The organism is Dermacoccus sp. BD5 (genome assembly GCF_044878485.1).
GTDB classification, from domain to species: domain Bacteria; phylum Actinomycetota; class Actinomycetes; order Actinomycetales; family Dermatophilaceae; genus Dermacoccus; species Dermacoccus nishinomiyaensis.
This window is the reverse complement of record NZ_JANJER010000004.1, coordinates 43059-67148: the sequence shown is the minus strand read 5'-3', so window position 1 is coordinate 67148 and position 24090 is coordinate 43059. Positions and strand designations below refer to the sequence as shown.

The following is a 24090-nucleotide window of genomic DNA, read 5'->3' as shown; positions in this document are numbered from 1 at the left end:
ATGATTCGGCGAGATCGCACCCACCGTCCGCGCCGCTCGATCCCGTGGGCCCAACGCCTGGCGCACTTCTCGCCCCATCACCTGTGGCTTCACGTCCCACCTGACCGCCCCCACCCAACCCACGTTGAATGTGACCGAAAACCGCAGATGGGCACGAGATTCGCCGATGGCGACAAGAATCGCCGTTGGGGCGGAGGTCAGCCGGCGGCAGCGATGAGTTCGGCGATCTGCACCGTGTTGAGCGCCGCGCCCTTGCGCAGGTTGTCGTTGCTGATGAACAGCGCGAGACCCTTGCCGTCGGCGACGGAGGCGTCCTGACGGATGCGTCCGACGTAGCTCGGGTCCTTGCCTGCGGCGACGCGCGGCATCGGCACGTCGGCGAGTTCGACGCCGGGGGCGTCGGCGAGCAGGTCTCGGGCTTCCTCGGGCGTGATGGTGCGCTCGAACTCTGCGTTGACGCTGAGCGAGTGACCGCTGAACACCGGTACGCGCACGCACGTGCCAGACACGGCGAGCTCGGGCAGGTCGAGGATCTTGCGCGATTCGTTGCGCAGCTTCTGCTCCTCGTCCGTCTCGTTCGTGCCGTCGTCGACGATCGAACCGGCCATGGCGAGCACGTTGAACGCGATCGGCGCGACGTACTTGTTCGGCGCGCCGAGGTCGACGGCCTCGCCGTCGAGCGCCATCTTCTCCATGTCGGCCTCAGCGGCCTTGCGGATCTGCCCGGCGAGTTCGGCCACCCCGGCGACGCCCGATCCGGAGACGGCCTGGTACGTCGAGACGACGAGACGCTTCAGCCCCGCGGCGTCGTGCAGCGGCTTGAGCACCGGCATCGCAGCCATCGTCGTGCAGTTCGGGTTGGCGATGATGCCCTTGGGCGTGTTCGCGATCTGCTCGCCGTTGACCTCACTGACGATGAGCGGCACCTCGGGGTCGCGTCGCCACGCCGAGGAGTTGTCGATGACGGTGACGCCCGCCGCCGCGAACTTCGGTGCGAGCGCCTTCGACGTGTCGCCGCCCGCGGAGAAGATCGCGACGTCGAGGCCGCTCGGGTCAGCGGTCGCCGCGTCCTCGAGTGTGTAGTCGACGCCCTTGAACGTCAGCGTCTTGCCCGCACTGCGCGCCGACGCGAACAGCCGCAGGCTCTTGATCGGGAAGTTCCGCTCCTCGAGCAGTTGTAGGACGACGCGGCCGACCTGGCCGGTCGCGCCGACGACGCCGAGATTCAGTTCCTTGCTCATGGGTGACGTTCCTTTCGCGCGGCCAGACGTCGAGCCTCGCCGCTGTGATGATGGCGTCGCGTCGTCAGCACCGGGTACCGTTCCGCGATTGCAGACGATGCCCGTCAGCGGCCGGTGCCGGCGTAGACGACGGCCTCGCCGTCGGCGTCGAGCCCGAATGCGGTGTGGACGAGGCGGACGGCTTCGTCGAGTTCGTCGCTGCTCGTCACGACCGAGACGCGGATCTCGGAAGTCGAGATCATCTCGATGTTGATGCCGGCGTCGGCGAGCGCCTGGAACAGCGTCGCCGAGATGCCCGGGTTGGAGCGCATGCCGGAGCCGACGAGCGACAGCTTGCCGATCGTGTCGTCGTAGTGCAGCCGGTCGAAGCCGAGCTCGTCCTTCATCGCGTTGAGGACGGCGACACCCTTGGGCGCTTCGTCCTTCGGCACGGTGAAGGAGATGTCGGTGCGCTTGTCCTCGCCGGCGGAGACGTTCTGGACGATCATGTCGACGTTGAGGCCCGCGCCCGCGACGGCGCGGAAGACGGCGGCTGCGCGCCCGGGTGAGTCGGGGATGCCGACGATCGTGATCTTTCCTTCGCTGCGGTCGTGCGCGACGCCGGCGATGATCGGGTCTTCCACGGTGTCTCCTTCTTTGTCGTTGACGACCCAGGTGCCCTCGTGGTGGCTGAAGGAGCTACGCACGTGGATGGGGAGGTCGAATCGGCGGGCGTACTCGACGCAGCGCAGCATGAGCACCTTCGCGCCCTGTGCCGCCATCTCCTGCATCTCCTCGTTGGTGATTCGGTCGATCTTGTGGGCCTTCGGCACGATGCGCGGGTCGGCGGTGAAGATGCCGTCGACGTCGGTGTAGATCTCGCACACGTCGGCCTTGATGGCGGCGGCGAGCGCGACGGCCGTCGTGTCCGAACCGCCGCGTCCGAGCGTCGTGATCTCGTTCGTGCTCTGGCTGACGCCCTGGAACCCGGCGACGATGACGATGTGCCCCTCGTCGACGGCCTGCTGGATGCGGCCGGGCGTCACGTCGATGATCTTCGCTCTGCCGTGCACCTCGTCGGTGATGACGCCCGCCTGGCTGCCGGTGTAGCTGCGCGCCGAATGGCCGAGGTTCGCGATGGCCATGGAGACGAGCGCCATCGACATGCGCTCCCCCGCCGTCAGCAGCATGTCCATCTCGCGTGCCTGCGGCGCGGGGCTGACCTGCGCGGCGAGGTCGAGCAGCTCGTCCGTCGTGTCGCCCATCGCGGAGACCACGACGACGACGCTGTTGCCCGCCTTCTTCGTGTCGACGATGCGTCGCGCGACACGCTTGATGCTGTCGGCGTCGGCGAGGGACGAACCGCCGTACTTCTGGACGATCAGGCTCACGGTGTTGCTCCGGGGGTCGACTTCGGTCGGTCACGGCGAGTCTAGGCACTGCGCCCTGCAGGCTCGCTGAGCGCTCAGATACTGGTTCTGCGTCCGCGACGGGCGCCATATGACCAGCTGTCGGCCGATACGAGCGGAATGGTCGAACCTGAGCGATCTGCCGCTCCGTTCGACTATTTCGCTCGTATTCGTCGGGCCGAACTCATGTTCGTCGAGGCGGCACGCCCGCGACGAAGGATGCGTCACATCACGGGGCGTCAGAACACGAGGACGCGGCGGCCCTCGAAGGCACGGCCGAGCGTCACCTCGTCGGCGTATTCGAGATCGCCGCCGACAGGCAGGCCGGATGCGAGGCGGCTCACCGTCACGCCCATCGGTCCGATGAGGCGCGCGAGGTAGCTCGCCGTCGCCTCACCCGTGTGGTTCGGGTTGGTCGCGATGATGATCTCCTCGAGCGACGTGTCGCTGAGGCGCGCCATGAGCTCGGTGATGTGCAGGTCGCCCGGGCCGACGCCCTCGATCGGGTTCAACGCACCGCCGAGCACGTGGTAGCGCCCGCGGAACTCGCGGGTGCGTTCGATCGCGACGACGTCCTTGCTCTCCTCGACGATGCAGATGAGTGCCGGGTTGCGCTGCGGGTCGGCGCACACACGACACAGGTTCGTCTCGGCGACGTTGAAGCACACCTCGCAGAAGTGCACCGTCTCCTTGACCTTGAGCAGCACCTCCGCGAGACGCTGCACGTCATCGGCATCCGCCTCGAGCAGGTGGAACGCGATGCGCTGCGCCGACTTCGGCCCGACACCGGGCAGCCGACCGAGCTCGTCGATGAGGTCTTGAACCACGCCTTCATACACGATCGGCAAGCCTACGCGTCACCGGTGACAACCCCAATCGAGCGCGCGGGGCGTAGGTCAGCGGTGCGGATCGAGCAGCTTCGTCACCACCCGGCGATAGCCCGCGCCGACGGCGGGCGCCGCCACGCGGGTGACGAACGCGGCGGCGGGGCGAAGGCGACCCGGCACCCACGGCAGGGTGATGCTCTGTTCCCAGGCGACCTGCGCACCGCCGGCGAGGTCCCGCTCGCCGTCTGCCCGGTCGGGCCCGGCGGCCCGGCGCACCGGGGTGATCTCGACCGTGACGACACCGCCGAGGAGGCGACCGACCTTCTCGAACACGACGCGCCGCCCGGCTTCTATTTCCCGGACGACCATGACGTCGTCGAAGCCAAGCGGCCCGAGCCGTGTCCGCGCGACGTAGCGCGACCCGACGACTGCGTCCTCGGGCGCCGGCCCGTGACCCGTGGTGAACGGCACGACCTCGCCGTGCGCCGGCACGTCGACGACGCGCCGCCATGCCTCATGCGGCGCCAACGCCGTGTCGATCCTGAAGGCGAACCCTGCTCGCCCCATGCGTCCCATCATTCTTCTCACTCGCCCACTCTCCATCGCGCCCCGCTCTTGCTGACGTCTCCCGCGTGACTGGTTCTTGCTGACGCGTCTCCCGTGCGGCGGCCCGCTCTCACTGCCGCGTCTTTGTCGCGTCCTGCTCTTGCTGGCATGTCGCCGTCGCATCCCGCTTGTGCTGACGCGCCCCGCGAGCCGGCCCGTGCCCTACGGCCCGGTAGAACCCGGGCCAAGGCCTGGCATCCGTCACGGTCGCGCCACGCAGCGCTGCCACGACTTTCGTCAGCCCGCGTCAGGTCAGTTCGCGTCAGGGCCTTCTTCCTTGATGACCGTGCCGCCCAGTACCGACTTGATGATCGGCAGCCCGACGGCGTCGGAGTTCTCGATGTCCTCGTCGTCGACGCTCGCCGACGCATCATCGAAGCGGCCGCGCCCGCCCCGCTCGGCATCCTCCTGACGCTGCGCGGCCTCCCGCGCCGCCTTCTCGGCGCGCTGACGCGGCGTCAGCGCGCGCCCGTCGTCGACGGCGCCCTGCGTCGGCTGCGGCGCAGGCGCAACGCTGCCCGCCGCCGCCGAGTCGTGGGCCGCCTCGGCCTGCCCATCGCCGGCGCGCTCGCGAGCACCGGCTCGATCGCTCTCGCCCGAACGAGGCGGCAGCGGATCGTAGACGGCCTCGACGTCGGTCTCGGGCTCGTCCTCCATCCAGTCAGGAATGGGCTCCCCCGCGCTCGAGGGCGCACCAGCACTGTCGTCGACACCACTGGCACCGACGCCGCTGCTCGGGCCGCCGTTGTCAGCCGGCGACGCCTCGGCCGAGCGCCCCGAAGGATTCGCGCCCACCCTCGCGACGCCACCGGACGCGTCGCCCCTGTTCGAGGCGCCGTTGGCCGATCCCTGGTTCCGCGAGGATTCGTCCGCAGAACCGTGGCCGGCTCCGCGCATGCTGGGAGACGCGTCGTCGTTCGCCCATGACGGCGCCGGGCCGGCCTGCGCGCCCCAGTCGCCGCGCGAATCCGAACCCCACGCGCTGCTCTGCGCGGCGGCAGCCGCGAGGCCTGCGTCCTGGCGCGGCGAATCAGCCTCACGCGGCGCGACGCCCTCGGCGGGGTCGCCGGCCCGCGCCGGATCGACGCGGGCATGGCCGCCCTGCGCCCCGTTCCAACCGGTGCGATCGCGCCACCCACCGGGGCGTCCCTGGCCCTGACGACCCTGCTGCGGCGCAGCGGAGCGCGCTCCTCCCGAGGCGGGATCGCCCCACGCGTTCTGGCCGGACGCATCCTGCGTCGCACCACGCGAACCACCATCATGGCCCGGGCTGCCCTGGCGGCGAGCGTCAACACCCTCGCCACGGTGAGAGCCTGCTGGCACGTTCACACGCCCGTCAGCCGCCCCACCGGCGGACGACGAAGGATCGATCGACGCGCTGAACTGCGCCATCTCGTCGAACTGCGACCTGTCGTCGGGCGGCGCGTCATGCGGCGCGGGCTCGTCACCCCACGACCCGCCAACCGATGAGCCAGACTGCCCGCCACCCCCCGGGGGTCGGGATGAACCCTGCGCCCCCGAGGGGGCAGCGTTCGGCGACGACCATCCCCGCGCAGACTGCTGCGCGTTCGGCACCTCACCCGCGGGCGACGCGTTCGGCGACGACCACGTCTGGCGCGCCTGCGCAGCGTTGGCCGCCCCCTGATGACCCCCGCCCTGACCCGACGGCGCCGCGGCACCGGCCGTCATGGCGCGGGCTTCGACGGCGACGTCGACGCCGATCGCCTCGATGAGCGCCTGACGCACGACCTCCATGTGCTGCCCGCGACTCATCGTGCCGGCGAGGCCCTCGCTCGTCGCGCCCAGGATCAACCGGCGCCCGTCGAACTCGGCCACCTGAGCGTTCTGACTGAGCAGCGTCCACGTGACGCGCTTGATGCGGAAGATGCGGTCGAGCACATCGGGCCACGCCCGACGGATGTCGTCTGTGCTCATGCCTCCGCGCGCCGGCTGACCGCTCTCGCGCTCGCCGGAACCCTGCTGCGGCGACGACGCGCCGCCGGACTGCTGCGTCGCATCGAAATCACGCTGCGCGCGCTCTCGCTCGGCCTCGCTCACGCCTCCCGTGACGCTCTGCGGCTGCTCGACCCGCGCGTCGTCGCGCGCGGCCGCAGCGGCCCGCTGACCCTGCTCGGGTGCGGCCTCGCCGTGACCTGACGGGCGAGAGGCACCCGACTGACCCGCGCGACCATCCCCGCCCTCAACGCCGGCGGTGTCAGCACGACCACCCCCCGCCCCGGCACCCGGCGCGCGAGACAGATCGTCACCGGTCGACGAGTTCTCCTGCGCTGCACCGGCACTCGGGCTCTGCCATCTCGGTGTCGTTGCCGGCTGAGGAGCGCCCGCCGCCCCTGTCACACCCGCCGTCGCCGATGCGGCGTCCTCGGCGGAACCGCCCGAGCGTCCTGCCCTGTCAGCACTCGCACCCACCCCAGAGGCCGCGCCGGCGCTCGCGCCGACCCCGCCCTGCGTCGGCGCCGATGCACCGGCGGGAGGCATCGCCGGCGCATGTGGCACCGGCCCCGCGGCAGCACGAGGCGGCAGTTCGCCCATGTCGAGGCGACGTTCCATCCGGTCGAGTCGCGCCGCATACCCGTCGAGACCCGCGATGCCGGGCAGCAGCACGCGCGCGCACATGAGTTCGAGCTGCAGGCGCGGCGACGTCGCGCCCGTCATCTCCGTCAGGCCGGCATTGATGACGTCCGCCGCGCGCGACAGCGCCCCAGCACCGAACGAGGCCGCCTGCGAGCGCATGCGCTCCAGCTGGTCCTCCGGCACCGAGCGCAGCACGGCGCCCGCACCCTCGGCCACGGCCGCGACGACGATGAGGTCGCGTAGACGCTCGAGCAGATCCTCGACGAACCGTCGCGGGTCGGCGCCCGATTCGACGACGCGGTCGATCTGCCGGAAGACCGCCGCCGAGTCACCGGCCGCGAACGCCTCGATGATGCCGTCGAGCAGTTCGTCATCGGTGAAGCCGAGCAGGCTCGCGGCGCCGGCGTACGTCAGCCCCTCGGGCCCCGACCCGGCGATGAGCTGGTCGAGCACCGACAGCGAGTCACGCACCGAACCCCCACCCGCGCGCGTGACGAACGACAGCACGCCCGGCTCGTACGCGACGCCCTCGGCGTCGAGCAGCGTCTCCATGTAGTCGCTCAGCTTCTTCGGCGGCACGAGGCGGAACGGGTAGTGGTGCGTGCGCGAGCGGATCGTGCCGATGACCTTCTCCGGCTCGGTCGTCGCGAACACGAACTTCACGTGCTCCGGCGGCTCCTCGACGATCTTGAGCAGCGCGTTGAAGCCTTGCGGCGTCACCATGTGCGCCTCGTCGATGATGTAGATCTTGTAGCGGCTGCTCGCCGGGCCGAACGACGCGCGCTCACGCAGGTCACGCGCGTCGTCGACACCACCGTGCGAGGCCGCGTCGATCTCGATGACGTCGACGCTGCCGGCACCGCCACGAGCGAGCGCCACGCACGAGTCGCACACCCCGCACGGCCTCGGCGTCGGGCCCTGCACGCAGTTGAGGCAACGCGCGAGGATGCGCGCCGACGTCGTCTTGCCACACCCGCGCGGACCACTGAACAGGTACGCGTGATTGACGCGCCCCGTCCGCAGCGCCTGCATGAGGGGTTCGGTGACGTGCTCTTGGCCGATGACGTCGGCGAACGTCTCGGGGCGGTAGCGGCGGTACAGGGCCGTTGTCATGCCAGCAACACTAGTGGCGCGCGCCGACAACCCCGAGATTCCGCGGAGAACGCCCTACGAGCAGGCCAATCACGCCTCGTCCGACCACCCGTCCAGCGCCGCCCGGAGCGCAGACCACCCCACGATTACCGCCCTCGCAGCGTCCCCGGTAGACTCATGCCAAGCCCCCCGCGTGGTGGTACCTCTCCGAACTCCCCCAGGGCAGGAATGCAGCAAGGGTAGGAGAGCTCTTCCAGGTACGCGGGGGGCGCTCACGTCTCACAGGGCCCCAGCCGCGTCCCGGGCGTCATCTGACGTCGGGTTCCCCAGCCCGTCGCGCCGCGGTACTGCCGCCGCGCCATGTTCTCGATGTCCTCCGGACGCGTGCGCGCGACGTACACCTCGCGCCCGAAGCCGCCCGTCGGCGCACGGGTGCCGTACACGACGATCCACCCGTCATCGGCGACGCTCGCCGTCCCCCACGTCACGTGGTCGAGCGCGTCGTCGTCTGCGCTCAGCGCGACGGTCTCGAGGCGGCGCGCCGCCCCGCCGTCCGGCACGACGAAGCGCGTCACCGACGTGCCGAGCAGCGTGAACCCCCAGAACCCGCCGTGCCGCCTGATCGTGTTGGTGCAGACGAAAAGCTCGCTCCATCGACCGCGATCAAGGCTGATGACGCAGGTCGGCCACGCCGCCAACCGCTCGCCCGCAACACCGGGATCGGGGATGACGGCGCCGCCCGTCAGCACCTGCGCGAAGCACCCCCGCGTGCTGATGAGCATCGAGTTCAACACCATGGTCGCCCCGTGGCTGGGCGCGCGACGCGTGTCGCCGAACAGCCATACGACGCGTCCGTCGCCGAGCGGCGCGGCGTGACGGGCGACGCGTCGGGGCATGGCGTCAGGCTACGAGCCGCCGCTCATCACCGAAGGGGTTTTCACGCACCTACTCACCGCTCAGCTTGGCGCGCTGCACCTCGAGGGCCAGCTCGCCCGCGACGTCGGGTTCGCGCGGCGCGCCGAGCCCGTTGACGGCGGGGCTCAGGCGCCGTTCGACGGCGAGGGTGACGGCGGCCGCGCCCACGCATCCGAGGACGAGCGCGAGCGTGTACCAGCCGGCCAGGGCGTGCCCGATGAGCAGGCCCGCGAACGGCGGGCCGACGATCTCGGCCAGGTGGAAGGCTCCCGCGGAGGCCGAGTTGTAGCGCCCGCGCAGGGCGTCCGGGGCGAGGTCGTTGACCATGGCGGGCAGCGTCGGCTGCAGGAACGTCTCGCCGACGCCGAAGATCGCCGCCGACGCGCAGACGAGGACGCCGGCCATCGTCGCGGAGCGCTCCCCCGACCAGCCCGCGAGGCCGAGCACGGTCCACGACAGCGACCACAGGCCGCACATGAGCAGCAGCGCGCGCGTGCGCCGCCTGCCGGAGACGAGCCGCAGCACGAGGATCTGCACGACGACGATGACGGCCGTGTTCGCCGCGTACGCCCAGCCGAGCACCTGCGTCGAGACGTGCGCCACGCTGCGGGCGAAGGCCTGGAATCCGACTCCGAACTGCGCGTAGCCGATGAAGGCCGTGATGAATCCGAGCAGCACGAGCAGCCGCATGGTCGGCTCGCGCAGCACCTGCGCGTAACCGCCGCGCGGCGCGTCGCCGTCAGGGCTCGAGGGGTGCTCGACGCGTCCGCCGTGGTGTCGCAGCGGACCCAGGTACAGCGCGAGTGGGACGAGGAACGTCGCGGCGTCGATGACGTACACGAGCTCGAACGTCGACGGCCGCGTCACGTCGACGATGGCCCCGCCGAGCACCCCGCCGATGCCCATGCCCAGGTTGAGCAGCGTGAAGTTGAGACCGAAGAAGAACTGCCGTTGGTCCGACGGCATGACGCTTGCGACCATCGCCTGCACGGCCGGGAAGATCACCCCCGTCGCGATTCCGGAGAGCGTCAATGCCAGTGCGGCCCGCCCGACGTCGTGCGCCCCGGCCATGAGCAGTTGCCCGGTGATCTCGAGCCCGACGGCCGTGATGACGACGCGACGCGCACCGACACGATCGATGACGACACCGCCGGGGCCGACGGCGAGCAACCCGACGATCGCGGGCAGGGCCAGCAGGATGCCCGTCACCTGCAGGCTGAGGTGGCGCACCTCGTGCAGGTAGGTGACGCCGAACGGCATGATGAGGCCGGTGCCGACGAAGTCGAACACGATGCTGACGAGCATGAGCTTGGCCGCGAGCGGCAGGTCGCTCCAGCGCACACGGGCTGCGCGGGTGTCGTCGGGGCTCGTGTTGTCGTGCGTCACGCCCCCCATGGTGACAGCCCGCACCGACGAGCCCCTGCGCACCCGTCGTTCCCCGGCTGTTCCCTCGACGCTGCTTGCACCGCCCGACTTGGGCGCATGCGCCGCGGTGCAGTACAGTTCTCGGCGGAGGATTCGCATAGTGGCCTAGTGCGCACGATTGGAAATCGTGTTGGGGATGAAACCCCTCATGGGTTCAAATCCCATATCCTCCGCCACACGTGATCGATGCCCCGCCCGGTTCGCCCGGCGGGGCATCGTCGTGTCTGCGCGCCGAGGGACGGTCGCCGTCGGCGTGGGTGCGCGGCCCGCCGTACACTGGGCACTTCCGGGGGTGGTTCGTCGTCGTGCGAGCCGGGTCGAAAGGATCGTGATGATGCGCCGAACCGCCAGCACTGCAGCGGTTTTCGTCGTTGCCGCAGGTGCGTTGACGGGGTGCTCGAGCGACAAGCCGAAGCAGGCTGCGCCGACGTGCCCACCCGGCAACCCGTCGCCGTCACGCACGGTCGCGTGGTCGAGCATCTACGCCAACGTCTACAACGCGAGCGACCGCAGCGGTGAGGGTGCCACCGTCGCGAAGCAGCTCGGCTGGCGCGGCATGCACACGCTGGACGTCAAGAACGACCCGTTGAGCGACGATCGTCCGACCCCCAAGTTCGCCGAGATCCGGTACGGCAAGAACGGCCGCACGATCGCGCTCAACGTCGCCAAGCAGATCCCCCACGCAAACCTGTATCAGGACGAGCGCACGGATCCGACGATCGACATCGTCATCGGCAACAAGTTCTCGCTGACGCCGCGCCCGCCGCGCGCGGTGAAGAACGTCTCCGTCACCGTCCTCAACACGACGTTCATGCCGGGCCTCGCGGCGGACGTCGCCGGTCAGCTCGGCAAGCAGGGTTTCCACGCGGATGCCGAGGCGAACGACAAGGCGTACTACCCGGACGACTCGGCCGTCATCGTGTACGACGAGGAGGGCCTGCCCGACGCGCAGCGCCTGCAGATGAGTATCCCCGGTTCGCGGTTGCTGCAGGACACGCAGACGAAGGGCGCTGTCGACATCAAGGGTTCGGCCGTGCGCCTGTATCTGGGTTCGAAGTGGCCGACGGACGGCAAGGTCGTGCCGTTGTCGCAGGCGACGGCGTCGCCGAGTGCGTCACCGTCAGCGTCGGGCGGCTGCTGAGGGAAACAAGCTCTGGTAGGTGGAAGTCACACGAGGGACGCCCTGGTCGGGCGTCCCTCGTGTGTCTTGGGTGCGTGCGCCTCTGATGCGCTGATCGTCAGCGACGGCGGGCGGTGCCGAAGAGGCTGCGGGTGATCTCGCGGCCGATCTGGGTACCGGCGGAGCGCATGAACGACTTGAAGGCGGAGGAGTGGACGACCTGGCTGACCAGGCCGGGGTCGTCCTTCTCCTTCTTGGCGGGCGCGTGGGGCGCTTCGGGAGCGGGTGTGTTCTGCGCCGCGTCGGCGTCGCTCCCCGCACCCGCTGTGTCGGGCGTCAGGCGTCCCTGCAGTTTCTCGTAGGCCGATTCGCGGTCGATCGCTTCGGAGTACTTGGGTGCGAGTGGCGACGACGACACGATGCGGTCCATCGTCTCGGGTGCGGCCGGGCCCATCTTCGACGTCGGTGCGAGCATGCGCGTCCAGGCGACGGGCGTCGGGGCACCGGTCTCCGACAGTACGGTGACGATCGCTTCGCCGGTGCCGAGCGTCGTCAGCAGCTCTTCGAGGTCGTAGCCGCTCTTGGGGAAGGTGCGCACGGTCGCGGTGAGCGCCTTCTGGTCGTCGGGCGTGAAGGCGCGCAACGCGTGCTGCACGCGGTTGCCGAGCTGGCCGAGGACGCCTGACGGCACGTCCTTGGGCGTCTGGGTGACGAAGAAGACGCCGACGCCCTTGGAGCGGATGAGGCGGACGGTCTGCTCGATCTGGTCGACGAACGCCTTGCTCGAGCCGTCGAAGAGCAGGTGCGCCTCGTCGAAGAAGAACACGAGCTTCGGCTTGTCGAGGTCGCCCGCTTCGGGCAGTTCCTGGAAGAGGTCGGCGAGCATCCACATGAGGAACGTCGAGAACAGTGCGGGCTTCTCGGCCACGCTCGGCAGTTCGAGGCAGGTGATGATGCCGTGCCCGTCGGCGCCGGTGCGCATGAGGTCGGACGTGGCGAACTCGGGTTCGCCGAAGAACACCTCGGCGCCGCCATCGGCGAACGCGATGAGGTTGCGCAGGATGACGCCGGCCGTCGCCGAGCTGAGCCCGCCGAGGTTCTTGAGGTCGGCCTTGCCCTCGTCGGACGTCAGGTGCGTGATGACGGCGCGCAGGTCCTTGAGGTCGAGCAGGGCGAGCCCGTTGGCGTCGGCGTAGTGGAAGATGAGACCGAGGCTGGATTCCTGGGTTACGTTGAGCCCCAGCACCTTCGACAGCAGCGTCGGGCCGAACGAGGTGACGGTGGCACGCACAGGCACACCCTTGCCCTCGCCGCCGAGGCTGAGGTATTCGACGTCGAAGCCCTTGCCCTCCCACGCCTGCCCGACGTCCTTTGCGCGGGCGGCGACCTTGTCGTTCGACTCACCCGGTTCGGCGAGACCGGACAGGTCGCCCTTGATGTCGGCCATGAAGACGGGCACGCCGTTGGTGGCGAGCTGCTCGGCCATGAGCTGCAGCGTCTTGGTCTTGCCCGTTCCGGTGGCGCCGGCGATGAGGCCGTGGCGGTTCATCATCGACAGCGGCAGGCGCACCTGCACGTCGGGCTTGGCGGTGTTGTCCTCGACGGCTGCGCCGAGCTCGAGGGAGGCGCCGTCGAAGGCGTATCCGCTGCGGATGGCTTCGAGCTGATTCTTTTCGGTCACGTCGTGAGCGTATCCGCCCGGCGCGTGCGCGCCCAGCACTGTCGGCACATAAAATAGGGCCGTGATCTTCAAGGCCGTGGGCGATTCGCGCCCCTACCCCGACCATGGCCTCGTCACGCCCAAGGACTGGTCGCCGGTGACGCCTCGGGTGGTGCGTCTGGCGGATCTGACGACGACTCGTACGACGCTCGATCTGTCGGCGCTATTGTCGGAGGATTCGACGTTCTACGGCGACATCTTCGCGCATGTCGTCGCGTACGAGAACGAGTTGTACTTGGAGGACGGTCTGCATCGCGCCTTGCGGGCCGCCTTGCAGTCGCGCGCCACCTTCCACGCAAGGGTCTTGTCCCTATGAGTTATGTCCGCGACAACGGCCTCGCTCGGGCGCGCAAGCGTCGCGAGCGCCGTTCCATCGCCATCCTCGTCTTCTGCGCGCTGCTCGTGCTCGGCGCGATCGTGTTCGCGGCGACGTTCATCTCGTCGCCGAGCAAGCAGAGCGGCCCGTGCCCGAACGGGACGGTGAGTTCGGCGCCGCCGGAGATCGCGTCTTTCACGCTCAACGTCTACAACGCCAGCGGGTCGAAGGGTGCGGCGGCAACGGCTGCGGAGGCGTTGCGCACGCACGGGTTCAGGATGGGTGTCGTCGGCAACGACCCGTATCAGCACAGCGAGGACGGTGTCGGCGAGGTGCGTTTCGGCCCTGACGGCGCGGCGCTGGCGAAGCGGTATGTCGCGACGTTGGTGCCGGGCGCGAAGCTCGTGCAGGACGGGCGTGACGGCAACAGTGTGGATGTCGTCGTCGGTTCGTCGTTCCCGACGATCGCTGCGGCGCCTGCGTCGCCGTCGCCGTCGCCGGTGTGCAAGTGACGGTTCGTTCATCTCGTTTTTGCTCCGACGCATCGCTGTTGTAATGTTCTTACCGGTGGCGTGTCCGAGCGGCCTAAGGAGCACGCCTCGAAAGCGTGTGTGGGGGTAACTCCACCGTGGGTTCAAATCCCACCGCCACCGCCAGAGATGCGGAAGACCCCCTCCGGGATCAGCGACGAAGTCGCCCCGGAGGGGGTCTTTCGCATCTCTGAATGAACGCGAGGGATTTGGGAGGAGGCAGGCGGCAGCGAGCGCAGCAAGCTCCCGCCCCGCCGACGGAGTCCCCCCGCCACATGACGCACACGCGACACGCACTTGACCCACCCTCGACGCGTCGCTGACGCCACACCGGCCGCGCCTGCGACCCACCACCTGCCGTACCCAAGACGACGCACCGCCAGCATCATCGACCGGAGTTGCGACGCAATATTCTTGCGGCTGTAGCAACTCCACCACACTTGGTCACATGTCCAGCTACGATGGCAGCGCTGAACAACCAGGCAGCACGCAACCCACACCTGTGGGGGAGCACACACTCCCACCGAACGGGTAAAATTCTCTACACGAACGCGTGAACTCTTCACCCTCGCCCGTTTGCATCGTCCTAGTTATCGACCGCCAGTGCCAGGCGCAGCACGCCCGCAGAACAAAAAGAGCACAGACGGTGTATAAAGTGTTCAAGGAGCGAACATGGGTTCCCTCCTGTGCAACATGGGTTTCTGCAAACCCTGAACCTGCCTGAAGGAGCTCCGATGCCGTCGCCCGTCAGAGATCGCATGATCTCCGGTGCCCTCGACCTGCTCGCCCGCCGTGGCCTGCAGGCCACCTCGTTCGCAGAGGTGACGCAGGCGACGCAGACGCCGCGCGGCTCGATCTATCACCACTTCCCCGGCGGCAAGCAGGAACTCGTTCTCGCCGCCATCGACCTCAACGCCCAGCAGTGGCTCGACGTCATGGCGTCGGTCGAACGTCGTTCGCCTGAACAGGTCATCAGCGAACTGCTCGGCCGCCTGCGCGCCTACCTCGACGAGACGAAGTTCGAGGCCGGCTCGGCCGTCGGCGCGGTCACCGTCGCTGCTGAGAACCCTACGCAGCTCGAACACTGCCGTGCAGCGTTCGACGCGTTCAAGGGTGGCCTCGCGAAGGCCCTGACCGACTGCAGCGTCACCACTGCCGCAGCGCGCGAGTACGCGAGCCTGCCCACGAGCTCGATGATCGGCATGACGATGACGGCCCGCGCAGCTCGCGGTTACGACGGTTTCGACGCGAGCGCCCGCCAGCTCGTCGACAGCGCGCGTCGCCTGCCGCGCAGCTGACCTGACGCCTCCTCGCCGGGATCACCCACCTGCGACGGCGCGACGACGTCGCGTCGTACCCACCGCGCGCTCGCGTCCACGACGATGGACCCATGACCTCGCACGAGCCTTTCGACGAGCACGCCTCCCGACCCGACGGCACCGATTCGCGGCTGAGTGGCGCCGCCGCAGAACCGGCAGGCCGGCGGGCGGGCAGGGGCAGCGCAGGCGACGAACGGCCCGATCTGAACCTGTCCGTCACGGCCGTCGTGCTCGCCGGCGGGACGTCGCGGCGCTTCGGCGGCGCTCACGACGACAAGCTGGACGTATCGCTCGGCGCCCGAAGCGTGCTCGATTCGACGCTGGCCTCGCTTCCGACATCATGGCCCGTCATCGTCGTCGGTCCGCCGCGCGCGATCAGTCGCGAACAGGTCACCTGGGTGCAGGAGGATCCGCCCCTGGGCGGCCCGGTCGCTGCCCTGGTGCGGGCGCTCGACGTCAGCACCGGCGAGTGGATAGCCCTCGTCGCCGGCGACACGCCCCGGGGCGGCCATGCCCTCCCCGGCCTCCTCGACGCGGCGTTGACGATGCGGGCGACCAGCACGTCCTGCCTCGACGGAGCGGTCGCCGTCGTCGATGGCCGTCGTCAGCCGCTTCTCGCGGTGTATCGCGCCGATGCCCTGGCCGCGGCCTGCGAGGCGATCGGGAACCCTGCCGGCGCGTCGATGCGTGCGTTGCTTGCATCCCTCGCTCTCGCTGAGACCCCCGTCGACCCGGGCGACGCCCGCGACGTCGACACCGTCGACGATCTGGCGTTTCATCGTGCGCGGGGCGCGTCGTAGGGTCGAGGAATGAAGGCGATCATGCTGTCCGAATTCGGTGACGAGAACGTCATGACCCTCGCCGAGGTGCCCGATCTGCCCGCGCCCGAGGGCGACTCGGTGCGCATCAAGGTCGCCGCGGCGGGCGTCAACCGCGCGGACCTGCTGCAGCGTCAGGGGCACTATCCGCCGCCTGCCGGAGAATCCGACATCCTCGGCCTCGAGGTCTCCGGCACCATCGACGCGCTCGGGCCCGACGTCGTCGGCTGGCGCGTCGGCGACGAGGTGTGCGCGCTGCTTGCGGGCGGCGGCTACGCCGAGTACGTCAACGTCCGCGTCGGCCAGGTGCTGCCCGTGCCGCGCGGCGTCGATCTCGTGACGGCCGCCGCGTTGCCGGAGGTGGCCGCGACGGTGTGGTCCAACGTCGTCTTCACCGCTGACCTGCAGCCCGGTGAATTGCTGCTCGTGCACGGCGGCAGCAGCGGAATCGGCACGATGGCGATCCAGTTGGCGACGGCGCTCGGCGCGCGCGTCGCCGTCACCGCCGGTTCGGCCGAAAAGCTCGCCGCATGCAAGGCGCTCGGCGCACAGACCCTCATCAACTACCGCGAGGAGGACTTCGTCGACGCCGTCGCGGCCGAGGGTGGCGCCAACGTCATCCTCGATGTCGTGGGCGCCAAGTACCTGAGCCGCAACATCGACGCTCTCGCGCCCAACGGCCGGCTCGTCATCATCGGCATGCAGGGCGGGGCCAAGGCCGAGCTCGACCTCGCGAAACTGCTCGCCAAGCGCGCCCAGGTGACGGCGACGTCGCTGCGTTCGCGTCCGCTCGCGGAGAAGGCCGCGATCGTGTGCGAGGTGCGCGACACGGTGTGGCCGCTCGTCGAATCGGGCGCCGTGCGGCCTATCGTCCACGCCACCTACCCGCTCGCGCAGGCAGCGGACGCGCACCGCGAACTCGCCGCGTCGGGGCACATCGGCAAGGTGCTGCTCACGCTCTGAGCGCGGCACGCTCTGCAACGGGGTAAGCGGAGTGACTGGGCGGCCGGGTGCGGGGTGCGCCGGCCCGGCGCACCTCTGGGAGCTGCGATCCCGCATGACAGGGTTTCAGCCCTGACCTGCGCATGCGGAACCCCGTGGGGCATGCGTCGACGCCTTCCTCCTCCCCTCGCTGACCTCCACACCCGACGCCCCGTCACCCGTCGATTCAAGGCCCCCCTTCAAATCTCCCCGCCGCGTTTCCCCCTTCCCCAGCCCCTGACCTAGGTATGCTGCGAAAGCCCGAAGAATTGACCTAGTGAGAGCGGTTGTCATGTCAACCGTATGCGCATCGCAGCAACAAGCCTGCCCCTCGTCTTCGGCGTGTCTCTTGTGACGCCGACAGCCCTGGCGGCTGAGAAGCCCGTGCCCGCAGCTCAGAGCGCAACCGACCGCTCTAGCGACGCAGAGTGCCTTGACCAGTTCCTCAAGGGTGGCGAGGCGAAGGCAACGCCCTTCATCCAGGCGAGCAGTCAGGAAGAAGCAATCAAAAAGCTCAATGACTACCAATGTGGAAAGGGCGCATCGGTACGTTTTGCAACACCCAACTATGGGCCTTGCACGCTAAACCCCGGTGCAGTTTACCTGCGGAAGGAATATGACCAAAAGGCTGCGGGTAATAAGCCTATCACGACATGCACCACGCCCGTAACGTCTATCACTCACGCTGAAGAGATTCACTACAAGTGGTATGCGTGGTGGAAGAAGGCCGGCGGCACAACGATGTCAGGTGGTCGCAATATCGCAAAGCTCGAGCAGAAGAACGTGGTGAAGACCTGCAAGGGGACCACGAACGCCACGTTTATTGGTTCCACGCTCGGTACGATCGTTTGGAAAAACAAGACCTACTACGCGCGGTCCTACACGAAGGTTGCTCAACTGAAGTGCACGATGTAGGCATGATCGCAGTCTTCGTAGACGGCTCAGCCAAGGTCGCACTCACGTCGGAAGACGAGCTTCTGAAGATCCTTGACAGCAACAAAAATCTTAAGACAAGAGTCTCATGGGAAGACTTGGACCTAGCCGGTGCAGCTCGGATTGAGAATAATCGGATTGAGAATAATCTGTACATTTGGGCTGCTGGAGACCTGAACGAATCGCCAGCGATTGCTTCAGCCCATGCAACATCAGAAGAAGCGACCGCCTGGATTGAAGATGACCCGATGAAACAATCTGGGTATTCAGCCGAAGTTCTGAACCTCATTCGCCTGCCGATCGATGATCTCACCCAATTAGAGGTCTGACGTAACAGTGGAGGGGTAAGGCAGGTTTTCTGCCTTACCCCTCCACTGTTTTCTCACTCCGGCTCAACCGGGGTCCAGTGCAAGATCTTCATGTTCACCGGGCTCGTGCCGCCCATCCACGCATCGATCAGCGCGGCGTTGAAGGTCGCTGCGGCTTCCTCGTACTCCTGCGCTTCGATGCACGCGGCCACGGTCTCCATCTCAGACGCGTCGAGAGGGACGGTCGTCGTGATGTGCGTACGGTCTTCGATCGACGATGCTTTACCGCCCGTGTCGATCTCGACCTTCACCGTGCCTGGGATGGTGAAATGGCGCATCGCTGCCATGCGGTCCGCCTGGACTTTCCGCGCACCTCCCATGCCACGCTGCACGGCGGTGCGGCGCTTCTCTACGACCGGTGAGGCTTTCGCGAGCGGCATAGGGTTGCCGTCGCGATCGGCAGTCTTGGCCCATCGCTGCGCCTGACGATCACTCACGCCGGCCCACTGTGCCGCCTTCTTGATCGCCGCTGCGTGCGCGCTTCGCCTCGCCATTCACGCGGGCGAGCTCGCGTCGCTTCTGGCGGGGTGTACGGGCCTTGCTCAGACGCTCAGCGAGCTGGGCTTCCGCCTCGAAACGCGCGCGACGTTCGGCGCGCTGCGCGTGGTTTCGCACCATCTGCGGCACGGTCATGGCGCACCCCGACGCCCCGTCGCCCGCCGGCCCCAAGCCTCGACGTGCTACGACACCCCCGGCACATGCCGCGCGGCGCGCCTCACCCGACACGCCCGACACACCCACCGGCGCGTCATTCCCCCACAGCACCCACATACCCGGTATACATGTGCATACCGGGTATGCATACTGCGTATGCGGTAAGGGCACGGGAGCGTGACGTGCGCCGTCGACACATCGTCGGCGGCGCACGTCGGGCCTCACGAAGGGAAATGAACGATGACGCAACCAGCCCTCGAGCTCGACGGCGTGAGCAAGGTGCACCCCTCACCCGCGGGTGACGTGCACGCCCTGCGCGACGTCGACCTCGCGCTGTACCCGGGCGAACTCGTGGCCGTGATGGGTCCGAGCGGTTCGGGCAAGTCGACGCTGCTCAACATGGCGGGCGGCCTCGATGCGCCGACGAGCGGTGACGTGCGCATCGGCGGCACGAGCATCGTCGGCATCGGGCAGAAGGAGATGGCGAGCCTGCGCCGCCGCAGCGTCGGGTTCGTCTTCCAGGACCTCAACCTCGTCCCGGCGCTGACGGCCGTCGAGAACGCCTCGCTCCCCCTCGAACTCGACGGCAAGGGCCTGCGCGCCGCCCGCGCCGCAGGTCTCGAGGCGCTCGACGCCGTCGGCCTGGCCGACCTCGCCGACCGCTACCCCGAGGAGATGTCGGGCGGCCAGCAGCAGCGCGTCGCGATCGCGCGGTCCCTCGTCGGCGAGCGCCGCGTCGTGCTCGCCGACGAACCGACGGGCGCACTCGACTCAGTCACGGGTGAGGAGGTGCTCATGGTGCTGCGTCAGCGCTGCGACGCGGGCGCCGCCGTCCTGCTCGTCACGCACGACTCGCGGCACGCGTCGTGGGCCGACCGCATCGTCAACCTGCGTGACGGCGCCGTCGTCGGCATCGTCGGCGACGAACCCGCGCCGTTCGCAGAGACCGCCGCCACCCGCTCGCACGGTGCGACGAGTGTGACGGCAGCAACGACGCAGGGCCGGGCATGATCACCGCGTCCGACCACCTGTCCCGGGTGCAGGAGCTCGCCGTCGTCAGCGTGCACACGTGGGTGCAGGGCTCGCCCCCGTCGCACGTGACGACGAAACCGGCCGAATCGTGGCTCGACGCGACGCACGGGCCGGTGCTCGAGGGCGTGTTCCTGTCGACACCGGCCCTCGTCGTCCTGCTCGTCGGCATCATCGCCGTTGCGCTCGTCATGGCGGTGCGGACGGCCGGCGCGACGCGTGCGTCGCGTCCGGCGATCTCGCACCTGGCCGCACCTGCGAGTCGTGGGTCGCGCAACTCATCGGCGTCGGACGCCTCGCGCGCAGGGGGTCGTTGAGATGGCCTCCCCCTTCGCCGGATGGCGGCTGCCGCTGCGCCTCGCGTGGCGCGACATCATGCGTTACAAGGGCCGCTCGGCGCTCGCTGCGCTGCTCATCCTGCTGCCCGTCATGGCGCTGGCGACGATGCTCGCCTTCATCTCGACGTTCGAGATCAGCCCTGACGAAGAACGCGCCCGCGCCATGGAGGGGCTCGGTGGCATCGTCACGGTGTCCGCCGAGAAACCGGGCGCGCCGATGCCGGCGGCCGGACGCGCCGTCACGACATCGAAGCCTCCGACGGCTGCGGAGGTGAGCGAACAGGCGGGCGTTGCCGCGCTCGAGGCCCGCCAGGAAGGTTTCGTGTTCGCCGCCACGCAGGAGACGACGTCGGGTGGGTTCACGTCGACGTGGGGCACCGTCATGCTGACCGACGCCACCTCGCCCCTGCTCGCACGCAAGGCCACTCTCGTCTCGGGGCGCCTGCCGTCGAAGCCGGGTGAGGTCGCCGTCACCGAATACGGCAAGAAGATGGGGTTGCCGACCGACGGGCCGATGCAGGCGCGCTCTGACTCCGGAAACCCGTCCGACAGCAAGACGGTGAACCTCACCGTCGTCGGTACCGTGACGACGCCGTTCGCGGATGTCGCCGCCGTCGGGCCGGTGCCGACGGGGTACAAGCCGAGCTCGTCACCGGGGTTCCTCCTCGACGACTCGCGCACGTTCTCGGCCGCTGACGTCGAGCAGTGGCACCGATTCGGCCTCGACCTGACGACCCGCGACAACGTGTCCGCGCAGGCGAGCACCTATGACGTGAACACGACGGGCGATTCGAGCATGGCCTTCGCCATCGCCGTCGCGACGATGGCCTTCGTCGCCGTGACGGCACTGCTCGCCGGCCCGGCGTTCGCGGCCGGCGCGACGCGTCAGCGTCGCAGCCTCGGGCTCGTCGCGGCGAACGGCGGCACCCGCGCCGTCCTGCGCCGCATCGTCCTGGCCAACGCGATGATCCTCGGTGCGCTGACCGCGCTCGTCAGTGCCGTCCTCGGCACCGCGCTCGGCGTCGTCGCCGCGAAGATCGCCTGCCGGCAGGTGACGACCCTCGACGCGCCCACCGACATCCGATTCAGCTGGATCGTCGGCCTCGTCGTCGTCTCGACGCTCGCCGCGCTCATCGCCGCGTGGGTGCCCGCGGGGGCTGCGGGTCGTACCAACCTTCTGCAGGCCCTGCGCGGGCAGGTGTCGGCGCGTGTCGTCAAGCGTCGACTGCCGACGATCGGCGTCATCGCCGTCGCGGCCGGCACGCTGTGCCTGTTCTTTGCGACGCAGCGAGGGGGCGACGGGTCGTCGATGGGTGAGGAGGGGCAGACCGCCCTTGCGTACATCGGCGTGCCGCTGTTCTTCGGCGGCGCGGTGCTCGCGGTGCCGTACGTGCTCATGCTGACCGGCAAGCTCGCCGGCCGCCTGCCCCTGACGCCGCGCATCGCGGTGCGCGAGGTCAGCCGTCAGCGCACGCGGGCGACGGCGTCGATCGGCGCGGTGCTCGCCACCGTCGCCGTGTGCACGGGTGTCAGCGTCTACGGCGCGAGCGAGGACGCGTACCACGCCAAGAGGTACACCCCGTCGATGCCGATGGGCGAGGCGGCGTTCATCTCGAGCTCTCCCGGGTCGCGGACCAGTGAGACGGACGACAGCGCAGCCATCGCGGCGGCCCGCAAGATCGTCCCCGGCGCCGCGGGTGCGTGGACAGTGGGCGCCACAGATCTCATGCCCCGCTACCTCGCGGGCAAGTGCCCGGCGAAGGGCTCCGGTCAGGACGCCGCCGCCGCGGCCGTCAGCGTGCTCGGCGTCGACGAGGCCGGCATGACGCTCATGGGCCTCGATGCCGCGACGCGAGACGCCCTGAAGCGAGGAGAGTTCCTCCACGTCGGGCCGTCGACGAACGGCAGCCTGGGCGCGGCAACGTGGGGGCCGGAGTCGAGCGCCACGACGATCAACGACGGCGAGGTCACGCTGGCCGCGGTGGAGTGGAAGAACGCCGAGCAGCCGGAGGCCACCGTCGCGTCCTGCTCACCCCTGACGGTGCCGGCACGCCCCGTGTCGTTCGACGCCGCGTTCAAGCTCGCAGGTTCGACGCCGAACTCGCTCATCGCGACCCGCGAAACGCTGGCGAAGCACCACATGACGGCCCATCTCGCGGCGATCACCGTCGCGCCCGAGGGTGGGGTGAGCAAGAAGCTCGAAGGTCAGCTCAAGGCCGCCTCCCCGATCGACATGCCGTTGATGGTGGAGCGGGGCTATTCGAGCCCGATCCTCGTCATCCTCGGCATCATGACGGCGGCGCTCGCGTTCGTCGTCCTGCTCACGACGATCGTGTCGACGCTGCTCAACGACGCCGAATCGCAGGCCGACGCCGCGACGCTCGCGACCGTCGGGGCGCCCACGGGGATGCGGCGACGCATCGTCGGCGCGCACGCGGCGGCGATCGGCGTCATCGGTGCGCTCATCGGCATCGCCGTCGGCATCGCGCCGGGGCTCATCCTGGCGCGGGCCTCGACGAACCACGTGATGGACGAGCGGACGCACCAGCTCAGCGGCGGCACGTACGCGATCCCATGGTGGTCGCTCGCGATCATGCTCGTCGCGGTGCCACTCGTCGCAGCGCTCGTGTCGATGCTGTTCGCACGCCGCAAGCCGGTGCTGACGAGGCGTGAGCGGTGAGCGTCGTACACGATCCACGCGGGGTCCGACGGGTTCGCCGGGTTCGGCGGGCGGGCGCCCCGCGTCGTACCGTTGAACGTTCATCGTTCACCGCGACGTCGCGAAGGGGGCTGACGTGAGCGTTCGCAACGGCCTGCTCGCGTTGCTCGCCTCGCAGGAGATGTACGGCGCGCAGCTGCGCTCCGAGTTCGAGGCGCGCACGGGCGGCCAGTGGCCGCTCAACATCGGGCAGGTCTACACGACGCTCGGGCGCCTCGAACGCGACGGTCTCGTCGAGGGCGCGGGCGCGGCCGACGACGAGGGCCGCATCCCGTATCGCCTCACCGAGGCGGGGCGCGGCGAAGTGGATTCGTGGTGGGCCCAGGCCGTCCCGCGCGACGTGACGCCACGCAACGAACTCGCCATCAAGTTGGCGCTCGCCGTCACGATGCCGGGGGTGGACGTGCGTGCGCTCGTCTCGACGCAACGCACCGCGACGATGCGGCACCTGCGCGAACTCAACCGGTCGAAACCGCGCCGCGCACCGGGCGCGCCGAGCGCACCGACGCCCGACGAGCTCGTCCTCGAATCGCTCATCTTCGCCGACGAGGCCGAGCTGCGCTGGCTCGACTACGTCGAGGAACGGCTGGCTCGCGGCTGACGTCGTGCGCGGTCCACATGGATCGCGAGGTGGGAGCGCCTGGCGCGGGGTTGACGTCGAGGTGCTTCGTCGCGCGCGCCTCAGTGCTGACGCGGTAGCTCGCGCCAGGTGCCGGTTCGCACCGCCTGTGCGAGGTCGCCCCGACGCGCTCGGGCGGCGCTGAACGTGGGGCACCGCTCCTCGTGAAGCACCCGGCCACGTCGACTCACACAGACGGCCCAGGGGCGACGAAACACGAAACGGGTCAATGCCAGCAGCGGAACCAGGAGCAACAGCAGAGCCAGCTCGCCGATGAGGTAGACCAGGACGACGATGAACGGGACGAGCACGATGGCGAAGATCACCGCCGAGATCAGGTCATCACCGCCGGGGGATGCACTGAGGAGCTGCCCGGCCCACCGGTGAGCCCGGGGGCTCCACGGCAGCCACCGGCAACGCACCGCATAGGCGCGCGGTTTCGTGCCCGCTGCCGCGGGTTCCTTGACTCTCATGTTCTGTCCCTGAATTCATGCACACGACGCCATGCCACTGCCGCGGCGACGAGCACCCGTGTAC

The 24090-nt window shown here is 69.2% G+C and carries 23 protein-coding genes, 2 tRNA genes and 1 other RNA gene; 15 read left to right on the top strand and 11 right to left on the bottom strand.

What is annotated here, in order from left to right:
* Positions 1–197: 197 nt before the first annotated feature.
* The 5 genes from NQ706_RS04730 to NQ706_RS04710 form a co-directional block, all read right to left on the bottom strand.
* Entirely contained in the window at positions 198–1241 is a 1044-nt protein-coding gene (locus NQ706_RS04730; RefSeq protein WP_038569638.1) for an aspartate-semialdehyde dehydrogenase, read from the bottom strand.
* Between the two features lie 104 nt (positions 1242–1345).
* Positions 1346–2611, bottom strand: coding sequence for an aspartate kinase (locus NQ706_RS04725; RefSeq protein ID WP_038569640.1), 1266 nt, complete (start codon positions 2609–2611; stop codon positions 1346–1348).
* 257 nt (positions 2612–2868) lie between these two features.
* On the bottom strand, positions 2869–3468 hold the full coding sequence (gene recR, locus NQ706_RS04720) for a recombination mediator RecR (RefSeq protein ID WP_038571803.1): 600 nt from the start codon (positions 3466–3468) through the stop codon (positions 2869–2871).
* A gap of 57 nt (positions 3469–3525) precedes the next feature.
* The gene (locus NQ706_RS04715; protein WP_051806211.1) at positions 3526–4023 is read right to left on the bottom strand and encodes a hypothetical protein; all 498 of its coding nucleotides are present in this window, start codon (positions 4021–4023) and stop codon (positions 3526–3528) included.
* A 291-nt stretch (positions 4024–4314) separates the two neighbouring features.
* Entirely contained in the window at positions 4315–7770 is a 3456-nt protein-coding gene (locus NQ706_RS04710) for a DNA polymerase III subunit gamma and tau (RefSeq protein WP_242686937.1), read from the bottom strand.
* A 160-nt stretch (positions 7771–7930) separates the two neighbouring features.
* Here NQ706_RS04710 and ffs point away from each other — a divergent pair.
* An RNA gene (ffs, locus tag NQ706_RS04705) (signal recognition particle sRNA small type) lies at positions 7931–8025 on the top strand.
* On the opposite strand, the gene NQ706_RS04700 is transcribed toward ffs, so the two are convergent.
* Both NQ706_RS04700 and NQ706_RS04695 read right to left on the bottom strand, forming a co-directional pair.
* Complete coding sequence (locus NQ706_RS04700; RefSeq protein WP_038569645.1) at positions 8022–8645, bottom strand: hypothetical protein; 624 nt, start codon at positions 8643–8645, stop codon at positions 8022–8024. The genes ffs and NQ706_RS04700 overlap by 4 nt on opposite strands.
* 49 nt (positions 8646–8694) lie before the next feature.
* Positions 8695–10050, bottom strand: a complete 1356-nt coding sequence (locus tag NQ706_RS04695) for an MFS transporter (RefSeq protein WP_083607409.1) — start codon at positions 10048–10050, stop codon at positions 8695–8697.
* Positions 10051–10175: 125 nt separating this feature from the next.
* On the opposite strand from NQ706_RS04695, the gene NQ706_RS04690 reads away from it, so the two are divergent.
* Together NQ706_RS04690 and NQ706_RS04685 are read left to right on the top strand one after the other, a co-directional pair.
* Positions 10176–10265: transfer RNA gene (locus NQ706_RS04690), tRNA-Ser, on the top strand.
* Positions 10266–10420: 155 nt separating this feature from the next.
* Positions 10421–11230: a LytR C-terminal domain-containing protein gene (locus NQ706_RS04685; protein WP_038569647.1), complete on the top strand. Its 810-nt coding sequence runs from the start codon at positions 10421–10423 to the stop codon at positions 11228–11230.
* A 97-nt stretch (positions 11231–11327) separates the two neighbouring features.
* On the opposite strand, the gene NQ706_RS04680 is transcribed toward NQ706_RS04685, so the two are convergent.
* Positions 11328–12890 carry a helicase HerA-like domain-containing protein gene (locus NQ706_RS04680; protein WP_038571819.1) on the bottom strand — a complete coding sequence of 521 codons (1563 nt, stop codon included), beginning with the start codon at positions 12888–12890 and terminating at the stop codon, positions 11328–11330.
* Between the two features lie 61 nt (positions 12891–12951).
* Between NQ706_RS04680 and NQ706_RS04675 the strand changes: the two genes are divergently transcribed.
* The 8 genes from NQ706_RS04675 (at position 12952) to NQ706_RS04640 (ending at position 18155) form a co-directional block, all read left to right on the top strand.
* Entirely contained in the window at positions 12952–13245 is a 294-nt protein-coding gene (locus tag NQ706_RS04675; protein ID WP_006945312.1) for a hypothetical protein, read from the top strand.
* Positions 13242–13757 carry a LytR C-terminal domain-containing protein gene (locus NQ706_RS04670; protein ID WP_038569649.1) on the top strand — a complete coding sequence of 172 codons (516 nt, stop codon included), beginning with the start codon at positions 13242–13244 and terminating at the stop codon, positions 13755–13757. Before NQ706_RS04675 ends, NQ706_RS04670 begins: the two co-directional genes overlap by 4 nt.
* A gap of 54 nt (positions 13758–13811) precedes the next feature.
* Positions 13812–13901: transfer RNA gene (locus NQ706_RS04665), tRNA-Ser, on the top strand.
* Between the two features lie 608 nt (positions 13902–14509).
* Entirely contained in the window at positions 14510–15073 is a 564-nt protein-coding gene (locus tag NQ706_RS04660; protein WP_038569651.1) for a TetR/AcrR family transcriptional regulator, read from the top strand.
* Between the two features lie 92 nt (positions 15074–15165).
* Positions 15166–15894: a molybdenum cofactor guanylyltransferase gene (locus NQ706_RS04655; protein ID WP_051806217.1), complete on the top strand. Its 729-nt coding sequence runs from the start codon at positions 15166–15168 to the stop codon at positions 15892–15894.
* Between the two features lie 9 nt (positions 15895–15903).
* Positions 15904–16875, top strand: a complete 972-nt coding sequence (locus NQ706_RS04650) for an NAD(P)H-quinone oxidoreductase (RefSeq protein WP_038569653.1) — start codon at positions 15904–15906, stop codon at positions 16873–16875.
* A gap of 321 nt (positions 16876–17196) precedes the next feature.
* Positions 17197–17808: a hypothetical protein gene (locus NQ706_RS04645; protein WP_150112807.1), complete on the top strand. Its 612-nt coding sequence runs from the start codon at positions 17197–17199 to the stop codon at positions 17806–17808.
* 2 nt (positions 17809–17810) lie between these two features.
* Positions 17811–18155: a hypothetical protein gene (locus NQ706_RS04640; protein WP_150112808.1), complete on the top strand. Its 345-nt coding sequence runs from the start codon at positions 17811–17813 to the stop codon at positions 18153–18155.
* A gap of 53 nt (positions 18156–18208) precedes the next feature.
* Here the strand turns inward: NQ706_RS04640 and NQ706_RS04635 are convergent, their stop codons facing one another.
* Both NQ706_RS04635 and NQ706_RS04630 read right to left on the bottom strand, forming a co-directional pair.
* Entirely contained in the window at positions 18209–18631 is a 423-nt protein-coding gene (locus NQ706_RS04635; RefSeq protein ID WP_143181554.1) for a hypothetical protein, read from the bottom strand.
* Complete coding sequence (locus NQ706_RS04630) at positions 18624–18827, bottom strand: hypothetical protein (protein ID WP_006943496.1); 204 nt, start codon at positions 18825–18827, stop codon at positions 18624–18626. The genes NQ706_RS04635 and NQ706_RS04630 overlap by 8 nt, the downstream gene beginning before the upstream one ends.
* Before the next feature lie 261 nt (positions 18828–19088).
* Here NQ706_RS04630 and NQ706_RS04625 point away from each other — a divergent pair, with 261 nt between their 5' ends.
* The 4 genes from NQ706_RS04625 to NQ706_RS04610 all read left to right on the top strand — a co-directional run bounded on the left by NQ706_RS04625 (position 19089) and on the right by NQ706_RS04610 (position 23535).
* Positions 19089–19859, top strand: coding sequence for an ABC transporter ATP-binding protein (locus NQ706_RS04625; protein WP_038569659.1), 771 nt, complete (start codon positions 19089–19091; stop codon positions 19857–19859).
* A complete protein-coding gene (locus NQ706_RS04620; RefSeq protein WP_038569662.1) occupies positions 19856–20194 on the top strand; it encodes a hypothetical protein in 339 nt (112 codons plus the stop codon). Before NQ706_RS04625 ends, NQ706_RS04620 begins: the two co-directional genes overlap by 4 nt.
* A 1-nt stretch (position 20195) precedes the next feature.
* The gene (locus NQ706_RS04615; RefSeq protein ID WP_404360476.1) at positions 20196–22895 is read left to right on the top strand and encodes an FtsX-like permease family protein; all 2700 of its coding nucleotides are present in this window, start codon (positions 20196–20198) and stop codon (positions 22893–22895) included.
* Between the two features lie 115 nt (positions 22896–23010).
* Positions 23011–23535, top strand: a complete 525-nt coding sequence (locus NQ706_RS04610) for a PadR family transcriptional regulator (protein WP_038569668.1) — start codon at positions 23011–23013, stop codon at positions 23533–23535.
* Positions 23536–23615: 80 nt separating this feature from the next.
* Here the strand turns inward: NQ706_RS04610 and NQ706_RS04605 are convergent, their stop codons facing one another.
* The gene (locus tag NQ706_RS04605) at positions 23616–24026 is read right to left on the bottom strand and encodes a hypothetical protein (protein ID WP_143181311.1); all 411 of its coding nucleotides are present in this window, start codon (positions 24024–24026) and stop codon (positions 23616–23618) included.
* Between the last annotated feature and the right edge of the window lie 64 nt (positions 24027–24090).

Excerpts from the sequence above, each read along its gene's own strand:
- NQ706_RS04645 (WP_150112807.1), top strand. The coding sequence starts at position 17,197 with ATGCGCATCGCAGCAACAAGCCTGCCCCTCGTCTTCGGCGTGTCTCTT.
- NQ706_RS04650 (WP_038569653.1), top strand. The coding sequence starts at position 15,904 with ATGAAGGCGATCATGCTGTCCGAATTCGGTGACGAGAACGTCATGACC.
- NQ706_RS04625 (WP_038569659.1), top strand. The coding sequence starts at position 19,089 with ATGACGCAACCAGCCCTCGAGCTCGACGGCGTGAGCAAGGTGCACCCC.
- NQ706_RS04630 (WP_006943496.1), bottom strand. The coding sequence starts at position 18,827 with ATGACCGTGCCGCAGATGGTGCGAAACCACGCGCAGCGCGCCGAACGT.
- NQ706_RS04620 (WP_038569662.1), top strand. The coding sequence starts at position 19,856 with ATGATCACCGCGTCCGACCACCTGTCCCGGGTGCAGGAGCTCGCCGTC.
- NQ706_RS04605 (WP_143181311.1), bottom strand. The coding sequence starts at position 24,026 with ATGAGAGTCAAGGAACCCGCGGCAGCGGGCACGAAACCGCGCGCCTAT.
- NQ706_RS04710 (WP_242686937.1), bottom strand. The coding sequence starts at position 7,770 with ATGACAACGGCCCTGTACCGCCGCTACCGCCCCGAGACGTTCGCCGAC.
- NQ706_RS04615 (WP_404360476.1), top strand. The coding sequence starts at position 20,196 with ATGGCCTCCCCCTTCGCCGGATGGCGGCTGCCGCTGCGCCTCGCGTGG.
- NQ706_RS04685 (WP_038569647.1), top strand. The coding sequence starts at position 10,421 with ATGATGCGCCGAACCGCCAGCACTGCAGCGGTTTTCGTCGTTGCCGCA.
- NQ706_RS04700 (WP_038569645.1), bottom strand. The coding sequence starts at position 8,645 with ATGCCCCGACGCGTCGCCCGTCACGCCGCGCCGCTCGGCGACGGACGC.
- NQ706_RS04670 (WP_038569649.1), top strand. The coding sequence starts at position 13,242 with ATGAGTTATGTCCGCGACAACGGCCTCGCTCGGGCGCGCAAGCGTCGC.
- NQ706_RS04730 (WP_038569638.1), bottom strand. The coding sequence starts at position 1,241 with ATGAGCAAGGAACTGAATCTCGGCGTCGTCGGCGCGACCGGCCAGGTC.
- NQ706_RS04660 (WP_038569651.1), top strand. The coding sequence starts at position 14,510 with ATGCCGTCGCCCGTCAGAGATCGCATGATCTCCGGTGCCCTCGACCTG.
- NQ706_RS04715 (WP_051806211.1), bottom strand. The coding sequence starts at position 4,023 with ATGGGGCGAGCAGGGTTCGCCTTCAGGATCGACACGGCGTTGGCGCCG.
- NQ706_RS04640 (WP_150112808.1), top strand. The coding sequence starts at position 17,811 with ATGATCGCAGTCTTCGTAGACGGCTCAGCCAAGGTCGCACTCACGTCG.
- NQ706_RS04655 (WP_051806217.1), top strand. The coding sequence starts at position 15,166 with ATGACCTCGCACGAGCCTTTCGACGAGCACGCCTCCCGACCCGACGGC.